At 72.2% G+C, this 15,864-nt stretch carries 13 protein-coding genes and 1 pseudogene; 6 read left to right on the forward strand and 8 right to left on the reverse strand.

All coding sequences use genetic code 11. The annotated features are described in order from the left end of the window. The first annotated feature begins 1,152 nt into the window (after positions 1–1,152). On the forward strand, positions 1,153–1,635 hold the full coding sequence (locus GTY56_RS07365; RefSeq protein WP_161363684.1) for a DUF456 domain-containing protein: 483 nt from the start codon (positions 1,153–1,155) through the stop codon (positions 1,633–1,635). A 24-nt stretch (positions 1,636–1,659) separates the two neighbouring features. Here the strand turns inward: GTY56_RS07365 and GTY56_RS07370 are convergent. From GTY56_RS07370 to rsgA, 4 genes and pseudogenes are all read right to left on the reverse strand, one after another. Then, positions 1,660–2,145: pseudogene (locus tag GTY56_RS07370) on the reverse strand (methylated-DNA--[protein]-cysteine S-methyltransferase); the annotation flags it as partial. Beyond that, positions 2,145–3,554: a DNA-3-methyladenine glycosylase 2 family protein gene (locus GTY56_RS07375; protein WP_161363686.1), complete on the reverse strand. Its 1,410-nt coding sequence runs from the start codon at positions 3,552–3,554 to the stop codon at positions 2,145–2,147. The gene GTY56_RS07375 and the pseudogene GTY56_RS07370, both read right to left, overlap by 1 nt. Before the next feature lie 63 nt (positions 3,555–3,617). Next, positions 3,618–4,055, reverse strand: a complete 438-nt coding sequence (locus GTY56_RS07380) for a hypothetical protein (RefSeq protein WP_161363688.1) — start codon at positions 4,053–4,055, stop codon at positions 3,618–3,620. A 90-nt stretch (positions 4,056–4,145) separates the two neighbouring features. Continuing rightward, positions 4,146–5,264 carry a ribosome small subunit-dependent GTPase A gene (rsgA, locus tag GTY56_RS07385; RefSeq protein ID WP_161363690.1) on the reverse strand — a complete coding sequence of 373 codons (1,119 nt, stop codon included), beginning with the start codon at positions 5,262–5,264 and terminating at the stop codon, positions 4,146–4,148. Positions 5,265–5,599: 335 nt separating this feature from the next. On the opposite strand from rsgA, the gene GTY56_RS07390 reads away from it, so the two are divergent. Then, positions 5,600–6,001 carry a DUF4234 domain-containing protein gene (locus GTY56_RS07390; RefSeq protein WP_161363692.1) on the forward strand — a complete coding sequence of 134 codons (402 nt, stop codon included), beginning with the start codon at positions 5,600–5,602 and terminating at the stop codon, positions 5,999–6,001. Positions 6,002–6,017: 16 nt separating this feature from the next. Here GTY56_RS07390 and GTY56_RS07395 read toward each other — a convergent pair whose 3' ends face one another. From GTY56_RS07395 to GTY56_RS07405, 3 genes are all read right to left on the reverse strand, one after another. Beyond that, positions 6,018–7,511, reverse strand: coding sequence for a cellulose-binding domain-containing protein (locus tag GTY56_RS07395; RefSeq protein WP_161363694.1), 1,494 nt, complete (start codon positions 7,509–7,511; stop codon positions 6,018–6,020). 232 nt (positions 7,512–7,743) lie between these two features. Then, complete coding sequence (locus GTY56_RS07400) at positions 7,744–9,066, reverse strand: radical SAM protein (protein WP_033306698.1); 1,323 nt, start codon at positions 9,064–9,066, stop codon at positions 7,744–7,746. 129 nt (positions 9,067–9,195) lie between these two features. Further along, the gene (locus tag GTY56_RS07405; protein WP_161363696.1) at positions 9,196–10,203 is read right to left on the reverse strand and encodes a hydroxyacid dehydrogenase; all 1,008 of its coding nucleotides are present in this window, start codon (positions 10,201–10,203) and stop codon (positions 9,196–9,198) included. 171 nt (positions 10,204–10,374) lie between these two features. Here GTY56_RS07405 and GTY56_RS07410 point away from each other — a divergent pair, with 171 nt between their 5' ends. Continuing rightward, positions 10,375–11,631 carry an FAD-binding protein gene (locus GTY56_RS07410; protein WP_161363698.1) on the forward strand — a complete coding sequence of 419 codons (1,257 nt, stop codon included), beginning with the start codon at positions 10,375–10,377 and terminating at the stop codon, positions 11,629–11,631. Between the two features lie 33 nt (positions 11,632–11,664). On the opposite strand, the gene GTY56_RS07415 is transcribed toward GTY56_RS07410, so the two are convergent. Next, entirely contained in the window at positions 11,665–12,009 is a 345-nt protein-coding gene (locus GTY56_RS07415; RefSeq protein ID WP_161363699.1) for a helix-turn-helix transcriptional regulator, read from the reverse strand. Positions 12,010–12,236: 227 nt separating this feature from the next. On the opposite strand from GTY56_RS07415, the gene GTY56_RS07420 reads away from it, so the two are divergent. The 3 genes from GTY56_RS07420 (at position 12,237) to GTY56_RS07430 (ending at position 15,854) form a co-directional block, all read left to right on the forward strand. Next, on the forward strand, positions 12,237–12,911 hold the full coding sequence (locus GTY56_RS07420; RefSeq protein ID WP_237524432.1) for an ANTAR domain-containing protein: 675 nt from the start codon (positions 12,237–12,239) through the stop codon (positions 12,909–12,911). 201 nt (positions 12,912–13,112) lie between these two features. After that, positions 13,113–14,360, forward strand: coding sequence for an ROK family protein (locus GTY56_RS07425; RefSeq protein WP_161363703.1), 1,248 nt, complete (start codon positions 13,113–13,115; stop codon positions 14,358–14,360). Positions 14,361–14,591: 231 nt separating this feature from the next. Further along, positions 14,592–15,854 carry an ABC transporter substrate-binding protein gene (locus tag GTY56_RS07430; protein WP_161363704.1) on the forward strand — a complete coding sequence of 421 codons (1,263 nt, stop codon included), beginning with the start codon at positions 14,592–14,594 and terminating at the stop codon, positions 15,852–15,854. Positions 15,855–15,864: the final 10 nt, after the last annotated feature.

A 15,864-nucleotide genomic window follows, 5' to 3' on the forward strand; every position in this document is an offset into this window, starting at 1 on the left:
GCGGCCGGTCGGCCGGGGACGGGGGCGGCCCGGCGGGGCACGGCGGCACGGGGGGCCTGTCGGCCGGGGCCGGAGGCGCGGGGTCCCCGGCCGCGGCCGCGGCCGGCCAGGCCGGAGGGGACGCGGGGGGAGGGGGAACCGGAGCCGGATGTGAGCCGGGCATGGTCGGGACGGCAGGCTGCGCGGGGCTCGCCGGGGGCGTGCGGGGGCCGGCCGAGGGCAAAGACACGTCACCGGGCCGCTCACCCGGGGGTTTGCCGGGATCGGCCACAGGAGGGCGTGCGGCGTCCGAGGGCGCGGCGGGGACGGCTGAGGACGGGGGCCCGCCCTCCGTCACCGCGCCCGGGGGCCCGCCGGAGTCGGCGGCCCACCGGCTCACGACGCCCGGCGGCGCGTCCGAAGGCCCACGCGGGCCGGGTGAGGGCAACGGCTCGCCGCTTCGCCCCGCGCCCGGAAGCCCGCCGGAGCCGGCGGCAGCCGGGCTCGCGTCCGACGGCGTACGGGGTCCCGTCGTCGGGGCCGCGTCGCCCGGGTGTGGGGCCATGGGCGGGCCGGCGGGTGGCCGCCCCGTGTGGCCCGGCGGCTTCGCCGCAGTCGGAAAGCTCGTGGGGCCGGAGGGCCGGGCCGGTGGCGGCTCCCAGGGGGCGCGCTGCGGGGGCCGGACGTTCGGGCGGGGTGTGTCCGGTACGTCGTCGGCTCCCGTCCGGGGCGCCGGGACGGCCGGCTCCGCGCCGAAGGGCCGTGCTGCCGGCCGGTCCGGGGACCGGATCCACTCCTCCGCCCCCTCGCGCACGGCGTCCCCCACGGCTCCGGACGCCGACGCGAACCGGTCGTCGAGGGAATCGCGTGCCGGTGTGGGGCCCGTGTCGTCGGTGGAGTCGTCGTACAACTCCCTCCACCAGTCGTCCTCGTGACCGGTGGGCCTTCCCCCCTGCTGACTCATGCCCTGATTGTCCACCGCACGAGCGGGATGAAAACGGGGCTTGTGGAAAAAACCGGCCCGTCGCGGGGCGGTGAACGGCACGTCGAGTGAGCCGTAGAACGGTCATGCGAAATCGCGGCCCGGCCGACAGCGGGCGGCTGACCTGCGGGTCTGGCCCTCTGGCACGCTTCTGACCTGCGTGTTCTCGCGTGTTCCGGCAGGCTGGTCAGATGGGAGTGTGGGACCTCCTGCTGGTCGGGCTGGTCATCCTGCTCGGGCTGTGCGGAGTGCTGCTGCCCGCCATGCCGGGATCGTTGCTGGTGTGGGCCGCGGTCATGTGGTGGGCGCTGAAGGATCCGCAGCCCGTCGCCTGGTGGGTGCTGGTCGGGGCCACGGTGCTGCTGCTCGTCTCCCAGGCCGTCCGCTGGTCGTTGCCGCCCCGGCGCCTGCGGATGAACGCCACCACCCGCCGCATGCTGGCCTGCGCCGGAGCCGGTTCCCTGCTCGGATTCGTCCTGGTCCCCGTACTGGGCGCGATCCCGGGATTCCTGACCGGTGTCTACCTCTTCGAACGGGTCCGTCTCGGCCGTCACGCGGACGCGGTCGCCGCCCTGCGCACGGTGATGCGCGCGGGCGGCTCAAGCATCCTGGCCGAACTGTTCACCTGCCAGCTGATCGCGGCGGCCTGGGTGGGCGCCGTCTTCTGGGGCTGAGCCCCGGGCCGTGTCCTGTGCGGGCAGCACACCCTCGTGCGTCAGCAGCCGCACCTTGCGGTCCAGGCCCCCCGCGTAACCGGTCAGCGTGCCGTCCGCCCCGATCACCCGGTGGCAGGGGCGGACCACGAGCAGCGGGTTCGCGCCGATCGCACCGCCGACGGCCCGCACGGCCGCCCGGGGCGCTCCGATGCGCGCGGCGATCTCGCCGTAGGTCGCGGTCGAGCCGTAGGGGATGTCGTCCAGCGCGGCCCAGACCCTCTCGCGGAAGGCGGTGCCGTCGGTCCGCCAGGCCAGCCGGAACTCCTTCAGTTCCCCGGCGAAGTAGGCGGCGAGCTGCTCCTCGGCCTCCCGGAACGGCCCGGGGTCGCGCCGCCAGCCGTCCCGCACCTCGCGTCCGCCCTTCTGACCGGGTACGGACAGGGAGGTCAGCTCGCCGGTCGGGGCGGCCGTGAGGAGCAGCGGCCCGAGGGGGCCGGTCACACTCGTCCAGTAGGTCGGGTCGGTCATCACAACTCCCACTCCCCTGCTGCGCGCAGGTGGTTCACGGCGTACGAGCGCCAGGGGCGCCAGTGGTCGGGGACGTCAAGGCCGGGCGGCGCCACGTCCGGGTCGCCGAGGGCGCGGGTGCGGATCTCGGCCACCGTACGGGCGTCCAGGCCGGGCACGGCACGCAGGGCGTCCTGCGCCTCGTCCCGGTCGGCGCCCGGGTCGAGCCGCACGATCTGGTCGGCCAGGGCGGCGGTGAGCGCGCCGAGGGTGCCGCCGGGTTCGGCCCCGGCGAGGACGGCCGGCTCGGGGAAGAGGTGGGTGAGCCTGCCACAGGGGGCGTCGAGGGCCTTGCCGTAGCGACGCACGAGCCGTTCCGCCTCGGTGCGGCCGGTCAGCGCACGCACCGCGAGTTCCTGCGGGTCGGCGGTGCCCGGTGAGCGCAGCCCGGGCCGGGCGCGGACCAGGGGTGCGAGCCGCGGGTCGGCGGCGAGGCGCTCGTCGACAGCGTAGGGGTCGGCGTCGAGGTCGAACAGCCGCCGCAGCCGCTGGACGGCGGTGGTGAGGTCGCGCGGGTCGGTGAGGTGCAGCCGGGCGTCGAGCCAGCCGCCCGGGTGGGCGCCGGAGCCGGGCCGGGCGGCGCCCGGGCGTTCGTCGACGGCGACGATGCCGGTGCCGTACGGGAGGCGGAGGGTGCGCCGGTAGGTGCGGGTGCCGGGTGGGCCGCTCACGTCCTCGATGCCGGCTACGGCCTCGCGCGCCAGCAGGTCGAAGACGGGTCCGGCCCGGTAGGGGCCGCGGTGGGCGAGCCGGAGCGGGATGCCGGCGTCGGGGGTGGCCGCGCGGCGGCCCCGGCCGGCCTTCGGTGCGGCGGCGCGCAGCTCGCTCGGGGTCGAGGCGTACACCGCCCGGATCGTGTCGTTGAACTGCCGCACGCTGGCGAAGCCCGCCGCGAACGCGATCTCGGTGATCGGGAGCTCGGTGGTCTGCACCAGGACGCGTGCGGTGTGGGCCCGCTGGGCCCGGGCCAGGGCGACCGGGCCGGCGCCGAGTTCGGCGGTGAGCTGCCGCTGCACCTGCCGGGCGCTGTAGCCGAGGCGTCCGGCGAGCCCGGCGACGCCTTCCCGGTCGACCACGCCGTCGGCGATCAGCCGCACCGCCCGGCCCACCACGTCCGCGCGGACGTTCCACTCGGCGGAGCCGGGCACGGCGTCCGGCCGGCACCGCCGGCAGGCCCGGTAACCCGAGCCCTGCGCGGCGGCGGCCGTGGCGAAGAACCGTACGTTGGCCCGTTTCGGGGTGACCGCGGGGCAGCTCGGCCGGCAGTAGATGCCGGTCGTTTCGACGGCGAAGAAGAACACGCCGTCGAAACGGGCGTCGCGGCCGCGTACGGCCTCGTACCTGGTGTCTTCGTCCGTTCCCTGGTCCATCACCCGTCCAGTCTCCGCCGTGGGCCGGGAAGCCGCTGGCGGAAATCGGACATGACGATGGACCTAGGGGGCGTAGAACTCGGTGTCGTAGTACCAGTCGTCGACCCCGTTGAGCCGCAGCCGGGCGGCCACCGTGAAGATCGACTCGTTTCCGACGTACTTGGTCGGGGCGAGGCAGCCGCGGGTGAAGCCGGGGTTGAGCGTGGAGCTCGCGCAGTCGACGTTGCTGCCGAAGTTGCTGCTCACCGCGCCACCGATGGACACCGCCACGCTCGCCGCGTTCTGCACGACCAGGACGGCCTGGGCGTACCTGCTGCCGTTGACCACGGCGCAGACCTTGAACTTGACGTTGTCCGACACCTTGTGGGTCTTGTAGGCACTGCAGTGCCAGGTGGAGTCGGTGCTCACCGTCTGCCAGTTCTGCGCGGCGCCGGCCGGCGCCGCGGTGAGCGCGAGAACACCCACCGCGGCGGCGACCGCACCCAGAGCCCTGAAACGCATGTCGTCCCCCCTCAATCCGAACACGTGTCTATTCGAACACGTGGCCACCTCTCGGTGGCCGTTGATCATAACCGGCCGGTCATGGCGTGGCTACGAACGCCAGTGCGCTCCCCGCTTGGCCTCCATCGCGGCCTTGCCCATCGCCCCCTTCCGCTTCCAGTCCTTGCGGATCTCGGCCCGGAGGCGGGCGTCGGTCTTGGCGACGATGCGCTGGTTCTCGCGCTGGAGCTTGCGGTAGCTCTGCAACCGCCGCTCCGGCAGCTCACCGGCGTCGACGGCGGCCAGCACGGCGCATCCCGGCTCGGCCTCGTGGGCGCAGTCGTGGAAGCGGCAGCGCTCGGCCAGCTCGGCGATCTCGGAGAACACCTGACCGACGCCGGTCTCGGCGTCCCACAGGCCGACGCCGCGCAGGCCGGGGGTGTCGATCAGGACACCGCCGCCCGGCAGGGCGAGCAGGTTGCGGGTGGTCGTGGTGTGGCGGCCCTTGCCGTCGACGTCCCGGGTGGCCTGGACGTCCATGACGTCCTCGCCGAGCAGCGCGTTGGCGAGGGTGGACTTGCCCGCACCGGACTGGCCGAGCAGCACGGACGTCCCCCCGCCGACGAGCGCGGCGACCGTGTCGAGCCCGTCCCCGCCGATGGAACTGACGGGCACGACCGGCACACCGGGGGCGGTCGTCTCCACGTCCTGGACGAGGTGGGACAGGGTCACGGGGTCCGGCACGAGGTCGGCCTTGGTCAGGACGACGACGGGCTGGGCCCCGGATTCCCAGGCGAGCGCGAGGAAGCGCTCGATACGGCCGAGGTCCAGCTCGACCGCGAGGGACACGGCGATGACGGCGTGGTCGACGTTGGCCGCGAGGATCTGGCCCTCGGACCGCTGGGAGGAGGTGGAGCGGACGAAGGCGGTGCGCCGCGGCAGGTAGGTGCGGACGTAGCGCGGATTGCCGCCGGGTTCGACGGCAACCCAGTCGCCGGTGCAGACGACGCGCAGGGGGTCGTGCGGGGTGACGAACGCGGTGTCGGCCCGCAGCGGGCCGTCGGCGGTGACGACGTCGCACTGCCCGCGGTCGACCCGGACGACCCGGCCGGCCAGCAGGCCTTCGGCCTCGTACGGGGCGAACTCGGCCTCCCAGCCCGCGTCCCAGCCGTACGGCTCGAGCGGATGCGAGGTGGACGAGGACGAACCCGGGAGAGAAGAGAAAGACAAGGGGTGACCCTTCACAAGGGTGGCCCCGGCACGCGCTCGAAGGCGCTGAGGGTAAGAGGTCAGCCGGAGGCCACGGAGGTGGACTTGATGAACTTCCGGATGCGGGCAGCGCCCATCTCAGAGACAGCCATCGATCACACCTCCTGCTCGTCACACAGCCGACGGCGGCAGCAACGTGCCGCCGCGCGATTCGCCCCCACCATAGAGGCGCACGCCCCCCGGGCGCCACGGAATTAGTCCCCCCTGCGGGGCCGCCGGGGACGCCCTGTCCGCCCCGGCGCACGACGCGCACGTGGTGGCCGGCCGTGGTGCACTGGAATCACGGGAGGTGCAGCATGTCAGGTCGCGCAGGCAAGACCCGCAACATCATTCTCGTGTGGCTGATCTGGCCGCTGATCACACTGGGCATCTACCACCTGGTCTGGTACTACAAAGTGAACCGTGAGGCCCGGGACTTCGACTCACGGATCGAGGTCAACCCGGCGCTGGCCGTGCTGGCCGTCACCGTCGGCTGGCTGGTGATCGTCCCGCCCTTCGTGTCGGTCTGCAACACCGGTCTGCGCGTTGCCCGGATGCAGCAGTCGGCCGGGAAGCAGCGGAGCTGCAATCCCTGGATCGGCCTCATCCTCTTCATCGTGGTCGTGTTGTTCCCGCTCTACTACCAGCACGAGCTGAATCAGATCTGGAACCGGTACCAGGGCGCGGAAGAGGGCGAGCAGGTGCCGCTCGCAGCCTGACGGGCGGGTGGTTTCGTCACCCGCTCTTCGCGCAGGCGTGGCCGTTCAGCTCGAAGTCGTACGGCGGCGAGTTCTTGCCCCGCCAGGACGAGATGAACCCGAAGGCCAGGTCGCCGCCGGCGGGGACCGACTTGTTGTAGTCGGCGGCGGTGGCGGTGACGCGGGAGCCGTCCTGGGAGACCGACGCGTCCCAGATCTGGCCGACCCGCTGGCCGTCCCGGAAGGACCAGGCGACGCGCCAGGAGTCCAGCGGCTCGGCGCTGGTCACGGTGACGGTGGCCTGGAAACCGTCGGGCCACTGGTTGACGAGGTCGTATTCGACCCGGCAGCCGGGGTCCGCGTCCTCGTCGGGTTCGGTCCGGGCGGTGGGCGAGGAGGTGCCCTGCGGTTCGGTGTGACGGTCCTTGCCCTCCGGCTTGCCGGACTTCTCCGGCTGCTTCGTGCCCTGGGTGGTCCGCTCGGCCGGCTTCGAGGTCGCGGGCGGCAGGGACGGGGCGGACGGCAGGGGCGGTGCGGGGTCGGCCACCGGCTGGCGGTCGGTGCCACCGGACGCGCCGAGGTCGTCGCCCGAGCCGCCGAAGGGCATCAGGGAGACGCCGAGGGCCAGCACGGAGACCAGGACCGCGGCGACGAGGAGGCTGTTGCGGGCGACGCGCGCCTTCTGCTCCCCGTCGTCAGGTGCACCGGCCGCCTTGTCCGCGGAACCGGGCCGGCCGGCACCGAGCCGTACCTCGGCGGCCCTGCGGCGGCGCTCCAGGTAGGCGAGGCCGCCCCAGCCGATCACGCCGCCGGCCAGCGCCTGGGGCAGGGCTCCGCCGTGCAGACGCAGGCAGGCGGCGGCTTCGGCGCACTGCACACAGGTGGCCAGGTGCCGGGAGAGGTCGCCGGGGGTCTCGGCGGCGGAGGAGCGGGTGACGGCGTCCAGCAGCCGGGCGTAGCTGCGGCACCGGGCGTCCATCGGCGTGTCGAGGTGGTTGCGGTGGCAGCGGTCCCGGAACAGGGTGCGGACCTGCTGGAGTTCCTCGGCGGCGCCGGCCGGATCGAGGCCCAGACGGCCGGCGACCAGGGACAGAGGCAGCGCCTCCACCTCGGTGAACCACAGCAGTTCGGCGTCCGCCTGCTGGAGGTCGCGCAGACCGCGCAGCGCGAGCGGGCGCTGCAGGGGCGGGCCGGTGTAACGGGCCGCCTTGTCCGAGTTGAGCCACAGGCGCAGGTCGGGGTCGAGTTTGTGGCCCTGCCCCTCCTCCTCCCAGGCCGCGGCGGTGGTGCGTACGGACGTCAGCAGCAGGGGTATGCGGGGCAGCCGGGCCGGGCGGCGGCCGGTGCCGCGGACCGGGCCGCGGTCGGCGGCGCGGGCCTCGCGGATGCCGTGCGCGAACGCCTCGCGGCCCAGTTGTGCGGCGGCCGTGGAACCGGACGTGCACAGGTCCGCGTAGGCGAGGACCGCGTCCCAGCACTCGGAGAACAGCGCGGCCTCGGAGGCGTCCTGAGGGGTCGGCAGGTCGGGCATGAGTCTCCTGCGTGGACAGGCGAGGTCAACTCACCACATCGGCATCGGAGTTGGGGGGAACCTCGCGGCAGTGCAAGAGCTTTTCACGCCTCCCACACAACTGACAAGCGCCCTGTTCAGATATCAGGACAGGGCGGCCGCACCCCATGGCTCCGGCCTCGGAGTGTCATACGGGTGCGGCCGCCCTGTGACTCAGTATCCCGTCACCCCGGGCGACGACGTCATCGAACCGTTATCGGACGGCGGTGGGTTCGTCGGCCGGCAGGCTGTCCATGAAGGAGCTCACGGAGAAGACCGCGTTGCCGGCACCGGGCGGGCCGTAGCCGGGGGGCGAGGAGAGGCCGAAGTCCTCCATGGTCTGCCGGTAGGCCTGGAGCAGACGGATGTGGTACTCCAGCGGCGCGCCCTGCGGGTTGGCCTTGCCGAGCGGCGTCGTGGGCTCCGGGCACCAGGTGGTGAAGCGGGGCGTGATGCCGTGCGACATGAAGAAGCGCAGGCCCTCGGTGGTGGACGCGATGGCCTCGTCGACGGTGGTGAAACCGGAGGGCGCCGCCATCTCCACGCCGGCCACGAAGTTGGGGATGACGTTGCGGGCGCCGAAGACCTCGGCCGAGTCGAGGATGCGCTTGTGCCACTCGTCGCGGCCGACGTACCGCTCCTTGCCCGGGCAGTACAGCTCGAACAGGCGGCGGTCCCACACCTCGTAGTTGGGGTGGTAGATCTGCACGCCGTAGTCCTTGAAGCGCTGCACGTCGTCCTTGGGCAGCGCCTGCGCGACGACCTTGCCGATCCAGCGGCCCGGGAAGTGCTCCTCGATGGCCTTGGCGTACATGCCGTAGAAGTCGGCCTCGTCACGGCCCTGCAACTTGGAGGTGATGGCGCCGCCGGTGAGCGTGTACGCGGTCGACGCCTTCGCGGTGTCGTACCGGTTGATGATCTCCAGCGCCTCCAGGACCTCGTCGACGTCCTTCACGCCCGTGTACGGCCGCCCGGCCGCCTTGTGCTGGCGCCAGTTGTGGTTGATGTCGCAGTACTGGCACTCCTCCTTGGCACCGAAGTACTGGCACACCCGGAAGACGGTCAGGTAGATCAGGTAGCCCCACTGGATGGTCGGGGCGACCTCCATGACCGACTTCCCGCTGGCCAGGGTGTGCCGGTAGTACTCGGGCATCGGCGGCACGCCGACGTCGGAGATCCGCTTGCCGTCGAGGTAGAGGCCGAGCACGCCGTCCTCGTTCGCCGCGACGCGGTAGGGCGAGGACGGGTTCACCCGCACCGAGACGACCGTGCGGCGCAGGTCGTACGGGCCGCCGGTGAGGATGATCTCCTCCGGCGGGCGGCGCAGCGCGGCCTCGCCCAGTTCGGGCAGGGTTCCGTGGTCGAAGGAGAAGATGAAGTACGACTTCGGCTTGACCTCTCCGCCCTCGTTGTCGCTGAGCGCGGACGGGTCGAAGGCGACGCCGCCGCGGAGCAGGTCCTCCTTGAAGACGGCCTCCCGCGGCACGTGCGGGAACCGCTCCATCAGATCCTCGACCAGCGCGGTACGGCTGCCCATCCCGACTCTCCTCCCGGTTCGGACGTACGACTCCTCACGGTATGCCCATCGGTGTACGCGGCCGGTACCGGGTCCCCCCGAGCCAATGGAATGCCCCCTTCGTGGCGGTTTGGCCGGGGGCCGCGTGGGTCAGGCTTCGCGTTCCAGCGCCGCCCAGTCGACCGTGTACGCCGGCTTGTCCCCGGCCAGCAGCCGTTCCGCCTCCTCGGCGACGGTCAGGCCGAGCCGGGCCAGCTCGTTGCCCTGGGAGCCCGCGAGATGCGGGGTGACGAAGGCGCCGGGCAGGTCGTAGAGGGGCGAGTCGGCGGGAAGCGGCTCCGGGTCGGTGACGTCGAGGATCGCGCTCAGGCGCCCGGTGCGCAGCTCCGCCACGAGGGCGTCGTGGTCGACCAGCGCGCCGCGCGCGGTGTTGATCAGCACCGCCCCGTCGGGCATCAGTGCCAGCTCACGACGGCCGATCATGCGGTGGGTCTCGGGCGTCTGCGGGGCGTGGACGGTGACGATGCCGGACGTGCGCAGCAGCTCGTCCAGGGGCAGCAGGGGGACGCCGAGTGCCGCGGCCCGCTGTTCGTCGACGTACGGGTCACTGAGGACGGGCCGCAGGTCGAAGGGACGGAGCAGTTCGAGGACGCGGCGGCCGATGCGGGAGGCGCCGATGACGCCGACCCGGCGGCCGTAGTTGCCGATGCCGGGGATGACGCCCCAGCCGGCACAGGCGCGGGTGGCGCGCAGCCGGTCGCGGGCGGCGAGGACGTCCTTCCCGGCGAGCAGGATCATGGCGAGGGTGTACTCGGCGACCGGCAGCGCGTTGGCGACGGCGGCCGAGGAGACGGCGATGCCGCGCTCGCGGAGGGCGTGGGTGGCGAAGGACTTCACCGATCCGGCCGAGTGCAGCACCGCCCGCAGCCGGGGAGCGGCGTCGAGGACCGTCCCGTCGAGCCGGGGGCACCCCCAGCCGGTGACCAGGATCTCGGCCCGGGCCAGCGCGTCGAGGACACGCGGGTCGGTGAAGTCCTCGGCCACGAGGTCCGCTTCGATGTCCACGGACGTGCGCAGCCGCGCCAGCACCTCGGGCGGGAAGACCTGCGGCACGTTCTCGGCGGCCATGGCGAACAGTGCCTGGGGGCGCTGGCTCAAGGGAGGTGACCTTCCGGCTCGGCGGACGCGGAGAAGCGGATGGGGCAGAAACCGCTCTCTACCGCGCCCACCGTAGGCCGAGCCGGGCGGTGGCGGCAATGGACGCCGGGGCCGGGGTAGGTTCCGGCGGGGGCTTCCCGGTCCCCGCTGCCTCGGGGAAGGACGACGTGGATGAACGGGACCGTGACCAACTGGGCGGGCAACATCACCTACGCGGCCAAGGAACTGCACCGGCCCGCGTCGCTCGCCGCGCTGCGCGCACTCGTCGCGGACAGTGCCCGGGTGCGGGTGCTGGGCAGCGGGCACTCGTTCAACGAGATCGCCGAACCGGGCCCCGGGGGCGTCCTGCTGTCGCTGGCCGGCCTGCCCCAGGAGGTGGACGTGGACACGGCGGCCCGGACGGTCCGGGTCGGCGGCGGTGTGCGCTACGCGGAACTGGCCCGCCGGGTGCACGGGCAGGGTCTCGCGCTGCACAACATGGCGTCCCTGCCGCACATCTCGGTGGCCGGGTCGGTCGCGACCGGCACTCACGGCTCGGGGGTGCTCAACGGGCCGCTGTCGGTGTCCGTGCGCGAGGTGGAGCTGGTCACGGCCGACGGCTCGGCGGTGACGATAGGCCGGGGCGAGGAGCGGTTCGGCGGCGTCGTCACCTCGCTCGGCGCGCTCGGGGTCGTCACCGCGCTCACCCTGGACCTGGAGCCGGCCTTCGAGGTCGAGCAGCACGTGTTCACCGGACTGCCGTCCGCGGGGCTGGACTCCGGTGCGTTCGAGACGGTGATGGCGACGGGGTACAGCGTCAGCCTGTTCACCGACTGGCGGGAGCCGGGCTTCCGGCAGGTGTGGCTCAAGCGGCGCACCGACCAGCCGCTGCCCGCCTTCCCCTGGGCCGCTCCCGCCACCGAGAAGATGCACCCGGTGCCGGGCATGCCCGCGGTCAACTGCACCGAGCAGTTCGGCGTGCCGGGGCCCTGGCACCAGCGGTTGCCGCACTTCCGGGCGGAGTTCGTCCCGAGCAGCGGGGCGGAGCTGCAGTCGGAGTACCTGCTGCCGCGCGGGCACGCCGTGCGGATGCTGCACGCGCTCGACGCGATCCGGGAGACCGTGGCCCCCGTCCTTCAGACCTGCGAGGTGCGCACGGTGGCCGGCGACGACCAGTGGCTGAGCCCCTCCTACGGGCGCGACACCGTCGCGGTGCACTTCACGTGGGTCGAGGACACCCAGGCGGTGCTGCCGGTGGTCCGGCGGGTCGAAGAGGCACTGGAGCCCTTCGGGGCGCGGCCGCACTGGGGGAAGGTGTTCACGGTGCCCGCGCCGGTCCTGCGCGGGCTGTATCCCCGGCTCGGCGACTTCCGGGGGCTGGCGCTGGAGCTGGACCCGGAAGGGAAGTTCGCCAACGCCTTCGTGCGGGAGGTGCTGGCCCCGGCATAGGGGCCGTCCGCCCCGCGGCGGGCCGCCGGCAGGTCAGGTCGTGGCGTGCGGCCGGTCGCCCGGGGCCGTGGCACGGTCGGCCTCGGCCTGGACGAGCAGGGAGAGCAGTGACGCCACGGTCAGACCCGCCTCGGCAGGGTGGCGCAGCACCTTGCCGGGGTCGATCCGGTACGTGTTGCTGCGTCCCTCCCGGGTGTGGGAGAGGTAACCGTCCTGCTCCAGGTCGGCGATGATCTTCTGCACGGCTCGTTCGGTGAGCCGGCAGTGGGCCGCGATGTCCCGGATACGCACGCTGCGATCGTCGGCAATGGCGGCCAGCACGCGGGCATGGTTCGTGAGGAACGTCCATCCGCTGTATGGCTCGGGCACTCCATCCATGCCTCAACTCTAGCGACCGAACATTCATGCACCCAAAAACACGTACTCCGTTTCATGTATCAATTGACGTGCATGGGGTAGAGAGGCAACGCTGAAAGCGGAGGCAAGGCGGAAGAGCAAGGGAGAACAGGGCCATGCCGGAGCCTGCGTACTCTGCGCGGTCTCACACGCAGGAGGGCGCCGAACCCACGGCCGGCGCCAGTGCACCGGCGGCGGTCCCGCCCTGCATGGCGACCATGGACGTCTCTCCGGACGGCGACCGCATGACCGTGTCCATGTGGGGCGAACTCGACCTGGGCAGCAGACGGTTGCTGCCCGAGCTGTACGACATGCTCACCCTGTCGGGCGGCGGCGTCGACCTGTGCCTGGACGCCGTCGGGTTCTGCGACTGCTCCGGCCTCGACGCGCTGCTCGATCTGCGCACCCGCGCGGTCGACCAGGGCAAGACCGTCACCATCCGCTCCTGCGGCGTCGCGGTCGAGCGCCTTCTCGACCTGACCGGCACGCGCGAGCTGTTCACCGACTCCGCCCTCCCGGAGCCCCCCGCTCCCCCGGCCACGCCCGACACCGGCCCCCCGCAGGAGAGCAGCCGGGAACTGCGCGCCGAAGTCGCCCAGCTGCGCCGCGCCATGCAGACCCGGCCCACCATCGACCTGGCCCGCGGCATCCTGATGGCCTCCTTCAACCTGAGCCCCGAGGCGGCCTGGAGCGTGCTGGTCAGGACCTCCCAGAACACCAACACCAAGCTGCACCACTTGGCCCAGGACCTGGTGGGCACCGTACGCGGCAGCACCCTGCCGGAGCAGGTGCAGCGACAGCTGTCCGCCGCGGTCGCCGGCGCCGGCCGTCCGGGCGAGGCGGCCGCCTGCCCGACGGGCGGCCCGGTACAGGACCCGGACTGACACACCGGTGGAGTCGGGGCGCCCGACCTGAGGCATCATGAGCAGGCCACGCCCGGCCACCTCCGCTCCTCAGCGGGCGAGCACTTTATAAAGCCCCTTTCCAAACCCCTTGTCGAAAGTCCCGGCAGCCCATAGCCTTGCGCCGCGCCGGTGCCGACGTCGACCCGGCCCGGCCGGTCTGGGAAGGAATGGGGCACCCCGGTGAAGCGCACATCACGTGACATCCGCACCGCGAACCGCTACGAGGTGCTGCGCCAGATCATCGCCGAGTCACCCACCTCCCGGCAGGAGCTGGCGGCGGCCACGGGCCTCAGCCTCGCGACGGTCGCCACGCTCGTCGGAGAACTGCTCGACCTCCGCATGATCACCGAGGTCGGCTTCGAGGACTCGGCGGGCGGGCGCCCCCGGGGCCTGGTCGCGGTCAACTCCTCGGGCGGCGCGCTGATCGGCGTCGACATCGCCGAGACGTACGTCCATGTCGAGCTGTTCGACCTCGGGCTGAACGTGCTCGCCCGGGCCGAGGAGGACGTCCGGCCCGGCGAGAGCCTGCCCGAGCAGGTGGTGGGCCATGTGGCCGCAGCCGTCGGCTCGGTGGTCATGCAGGCCGGCATCGAGGGCGCCCGGGTGCTCGGGGTCGGCGTGAGCGTGCCGGGGCAGGTGGACCGCGCGACCGGCATCTCGGAGTACGCACCCAACTGGGACTGGCACGACGTGCCGCTCCTCGACCTGCTCACCGAGCACATCGCCTACCCGCTCTACCTGGACAACCCGCTGCGCGCCAGCGCGGTCGCCGAGCTGTGGTTCGGGGCCGCGCGCGGACGCGGGAACGCCGTGGTGGTCAACCTCGGGACCGGCGTGGGAGCCGGGCTCGTCCTGGGCGGCGGGCTGCACCGGGGCGTCAGCAACAGCGCGGGCGAGTGGGGCCACACCACGATGGTGCTGGACGGGCGCCTGTGCCGCTGCGGCAACCACGGCTGCGTGGAGACGTACGTGGGCGCGCGCGGCATCATGCTGAACCTGCGGGAGATCGGCCCCGACAGCGAACTGCTGCACGCGGACGACCAGACGGCGACCATCGACGCCCTGGCCCGCGGGGTCGCGGCTCACGATCCGGTGGCACGCCGGGCCGTCCACGACACCGCCCGCTACCTGGGCGCCGGTGTCGCCGACCTGGTGAACCTGTTCAACCCCGAGATCGTCGTGCTGAGCAGCTGGGTCGCCCGCACCCTGGGCGAACCGCTGCTGCACGAGGTGCGCGAGGCCGTGACCCGGCACGCGCTGCCGCGGCCGCTGGCCGCCACCGAGATCGTCCTCTCCCCGATCCCCACCGACCCGGTGTGCCTGGGCGCGGCGACGTTCGCGCTGGAGGGCGCCCTCCAGGCCGTCGGGCAGAAGAACGGCAAACGCACCGCACCCGTGAGGAGCCGCACCACCACCCCACCGTCGTAGCGACCTCGCGGCGGCGGAACCAACTCCTCCACACCTCCCGCGTGTTCGAAATCGCGAACCGGACACAACGCTTCGCACAGACTTCGTCCAACCCCTTGCCGAAGCCTTAGCCGAAGCTCTAGCGTCCCGCACCGCACCTCTCTTTGAGCCATCTGGCGCGAGCCCCCGGGCCGTGAGCCATCAGGCAGTGAGCCGCAGAGCCGCAGCCGCACTCGAGACAAGGACGTCAGCATGTCGGCATCGAGCAACATGAACTGGGACCGCCGAAACGTACTGCGGGCCGCGATGGGCCTGGCCGCCGCGGGCGGACTCGCCGCGTGCGGCGGCAACACCGGGCGCAGCGGCGGCGGGTCGGGCGACGCCCTCGTCCAGTACTTCCACGCGTACGGCGAGGCCGGCGTCGAGCAGGCTGTGAAGCGGTACGCGAAGGACTACAAGGGCGCCAACGTCACCACCCAGTGGATCACCGGCTCCAACTTCGAGCAGAAGCTGTTCGCCGCGCTGCTCACCAAGAACGCGCCGGACGTCTTCGAGTTCCACCCGCAGATCCAGCTCGTCAAGAGCGGTCAGGTGGCCGACCTGACCGACATCATCGAGCCGGTCAAGGACGACTTCAACCAGGCCGACATCAAGTCGCACACGGTCGACGGCAAGATATACGGCGTCCGGATGATCGACGACCCGCAGTTCTTCTTCTACCGTCCCTCGATGTTCGAGAAGGCGGGGGTCGAGGTGCCGAAGACCCTCGAAGAGCTGATCGAGGCCGCCGCGAAGCTCAAGACCAGCAAGGTCAAGGGCGCCTACCTCGGCAATGACCTCACGCCCGTGCAGCACAACCTGATCTGGTCCGCCGGTGCCGACACCCTCACCGCCGACAACAAGCCCGCGTTCAACACCGACGCCGTCGCCGACGGCCTCAAGCAGCTGCGCGGTCTGTTCACCAGCGGCGACCTCCTGCTCGGCGCCCCCGCCGACTGGTGGGACCCGTCGGCCTTCACCCAGGGCCTGACGGCGATGCAGTGGTGCGGCATGTGGGCCATGCCGGTCATGCAGAAGGCGCTCGGCGACGACATCGGCATCTTCCCCTTCCCGAAGGTCGGTTCCGCCGGCAAGGAGTCCGTCTACAACGGCGGCTGGTCGATGTTCGTCAACGCCAAGGGCAAGAACGTCGAGGCGGCCAAGGAATACGTCAAGTGGCTGTGGATCGACCAGAAGAAGCACCAGGAGGACTTCGCCACCTCCTACGGCTTCCACATCCCGCCGCGCACCTCCCTCGCGCAGTCCGCCACCAAGCTCAAGTCCGGTCTGCCGGCCGAGGGCGTCAAGCTCTTCAACGAGTTCGGCCACTTCGACAACATCGGCTGGACCCAGGCGATGATCGCCGCGATCAACGATGTCATGGCGAACTCCGTCCGCAAGAACGGCGACCCGAAGGCCCAGCTCGCCGCCGCTGAGAAGAAGGTCAACACCGAGCTCAAGAAGCTCTTCGGTTAGACCGCCGGAC

This window comes from Streptomyces sp. SID5643 (assembly GCF_009872555.1).
GTDB classification, from domain to species: Bacteria; Actinomycetota; Actinomycetes; order Streptomycetales; family Streptomycetaceae; genus Streptomyces; species Streptomyces iakyrus.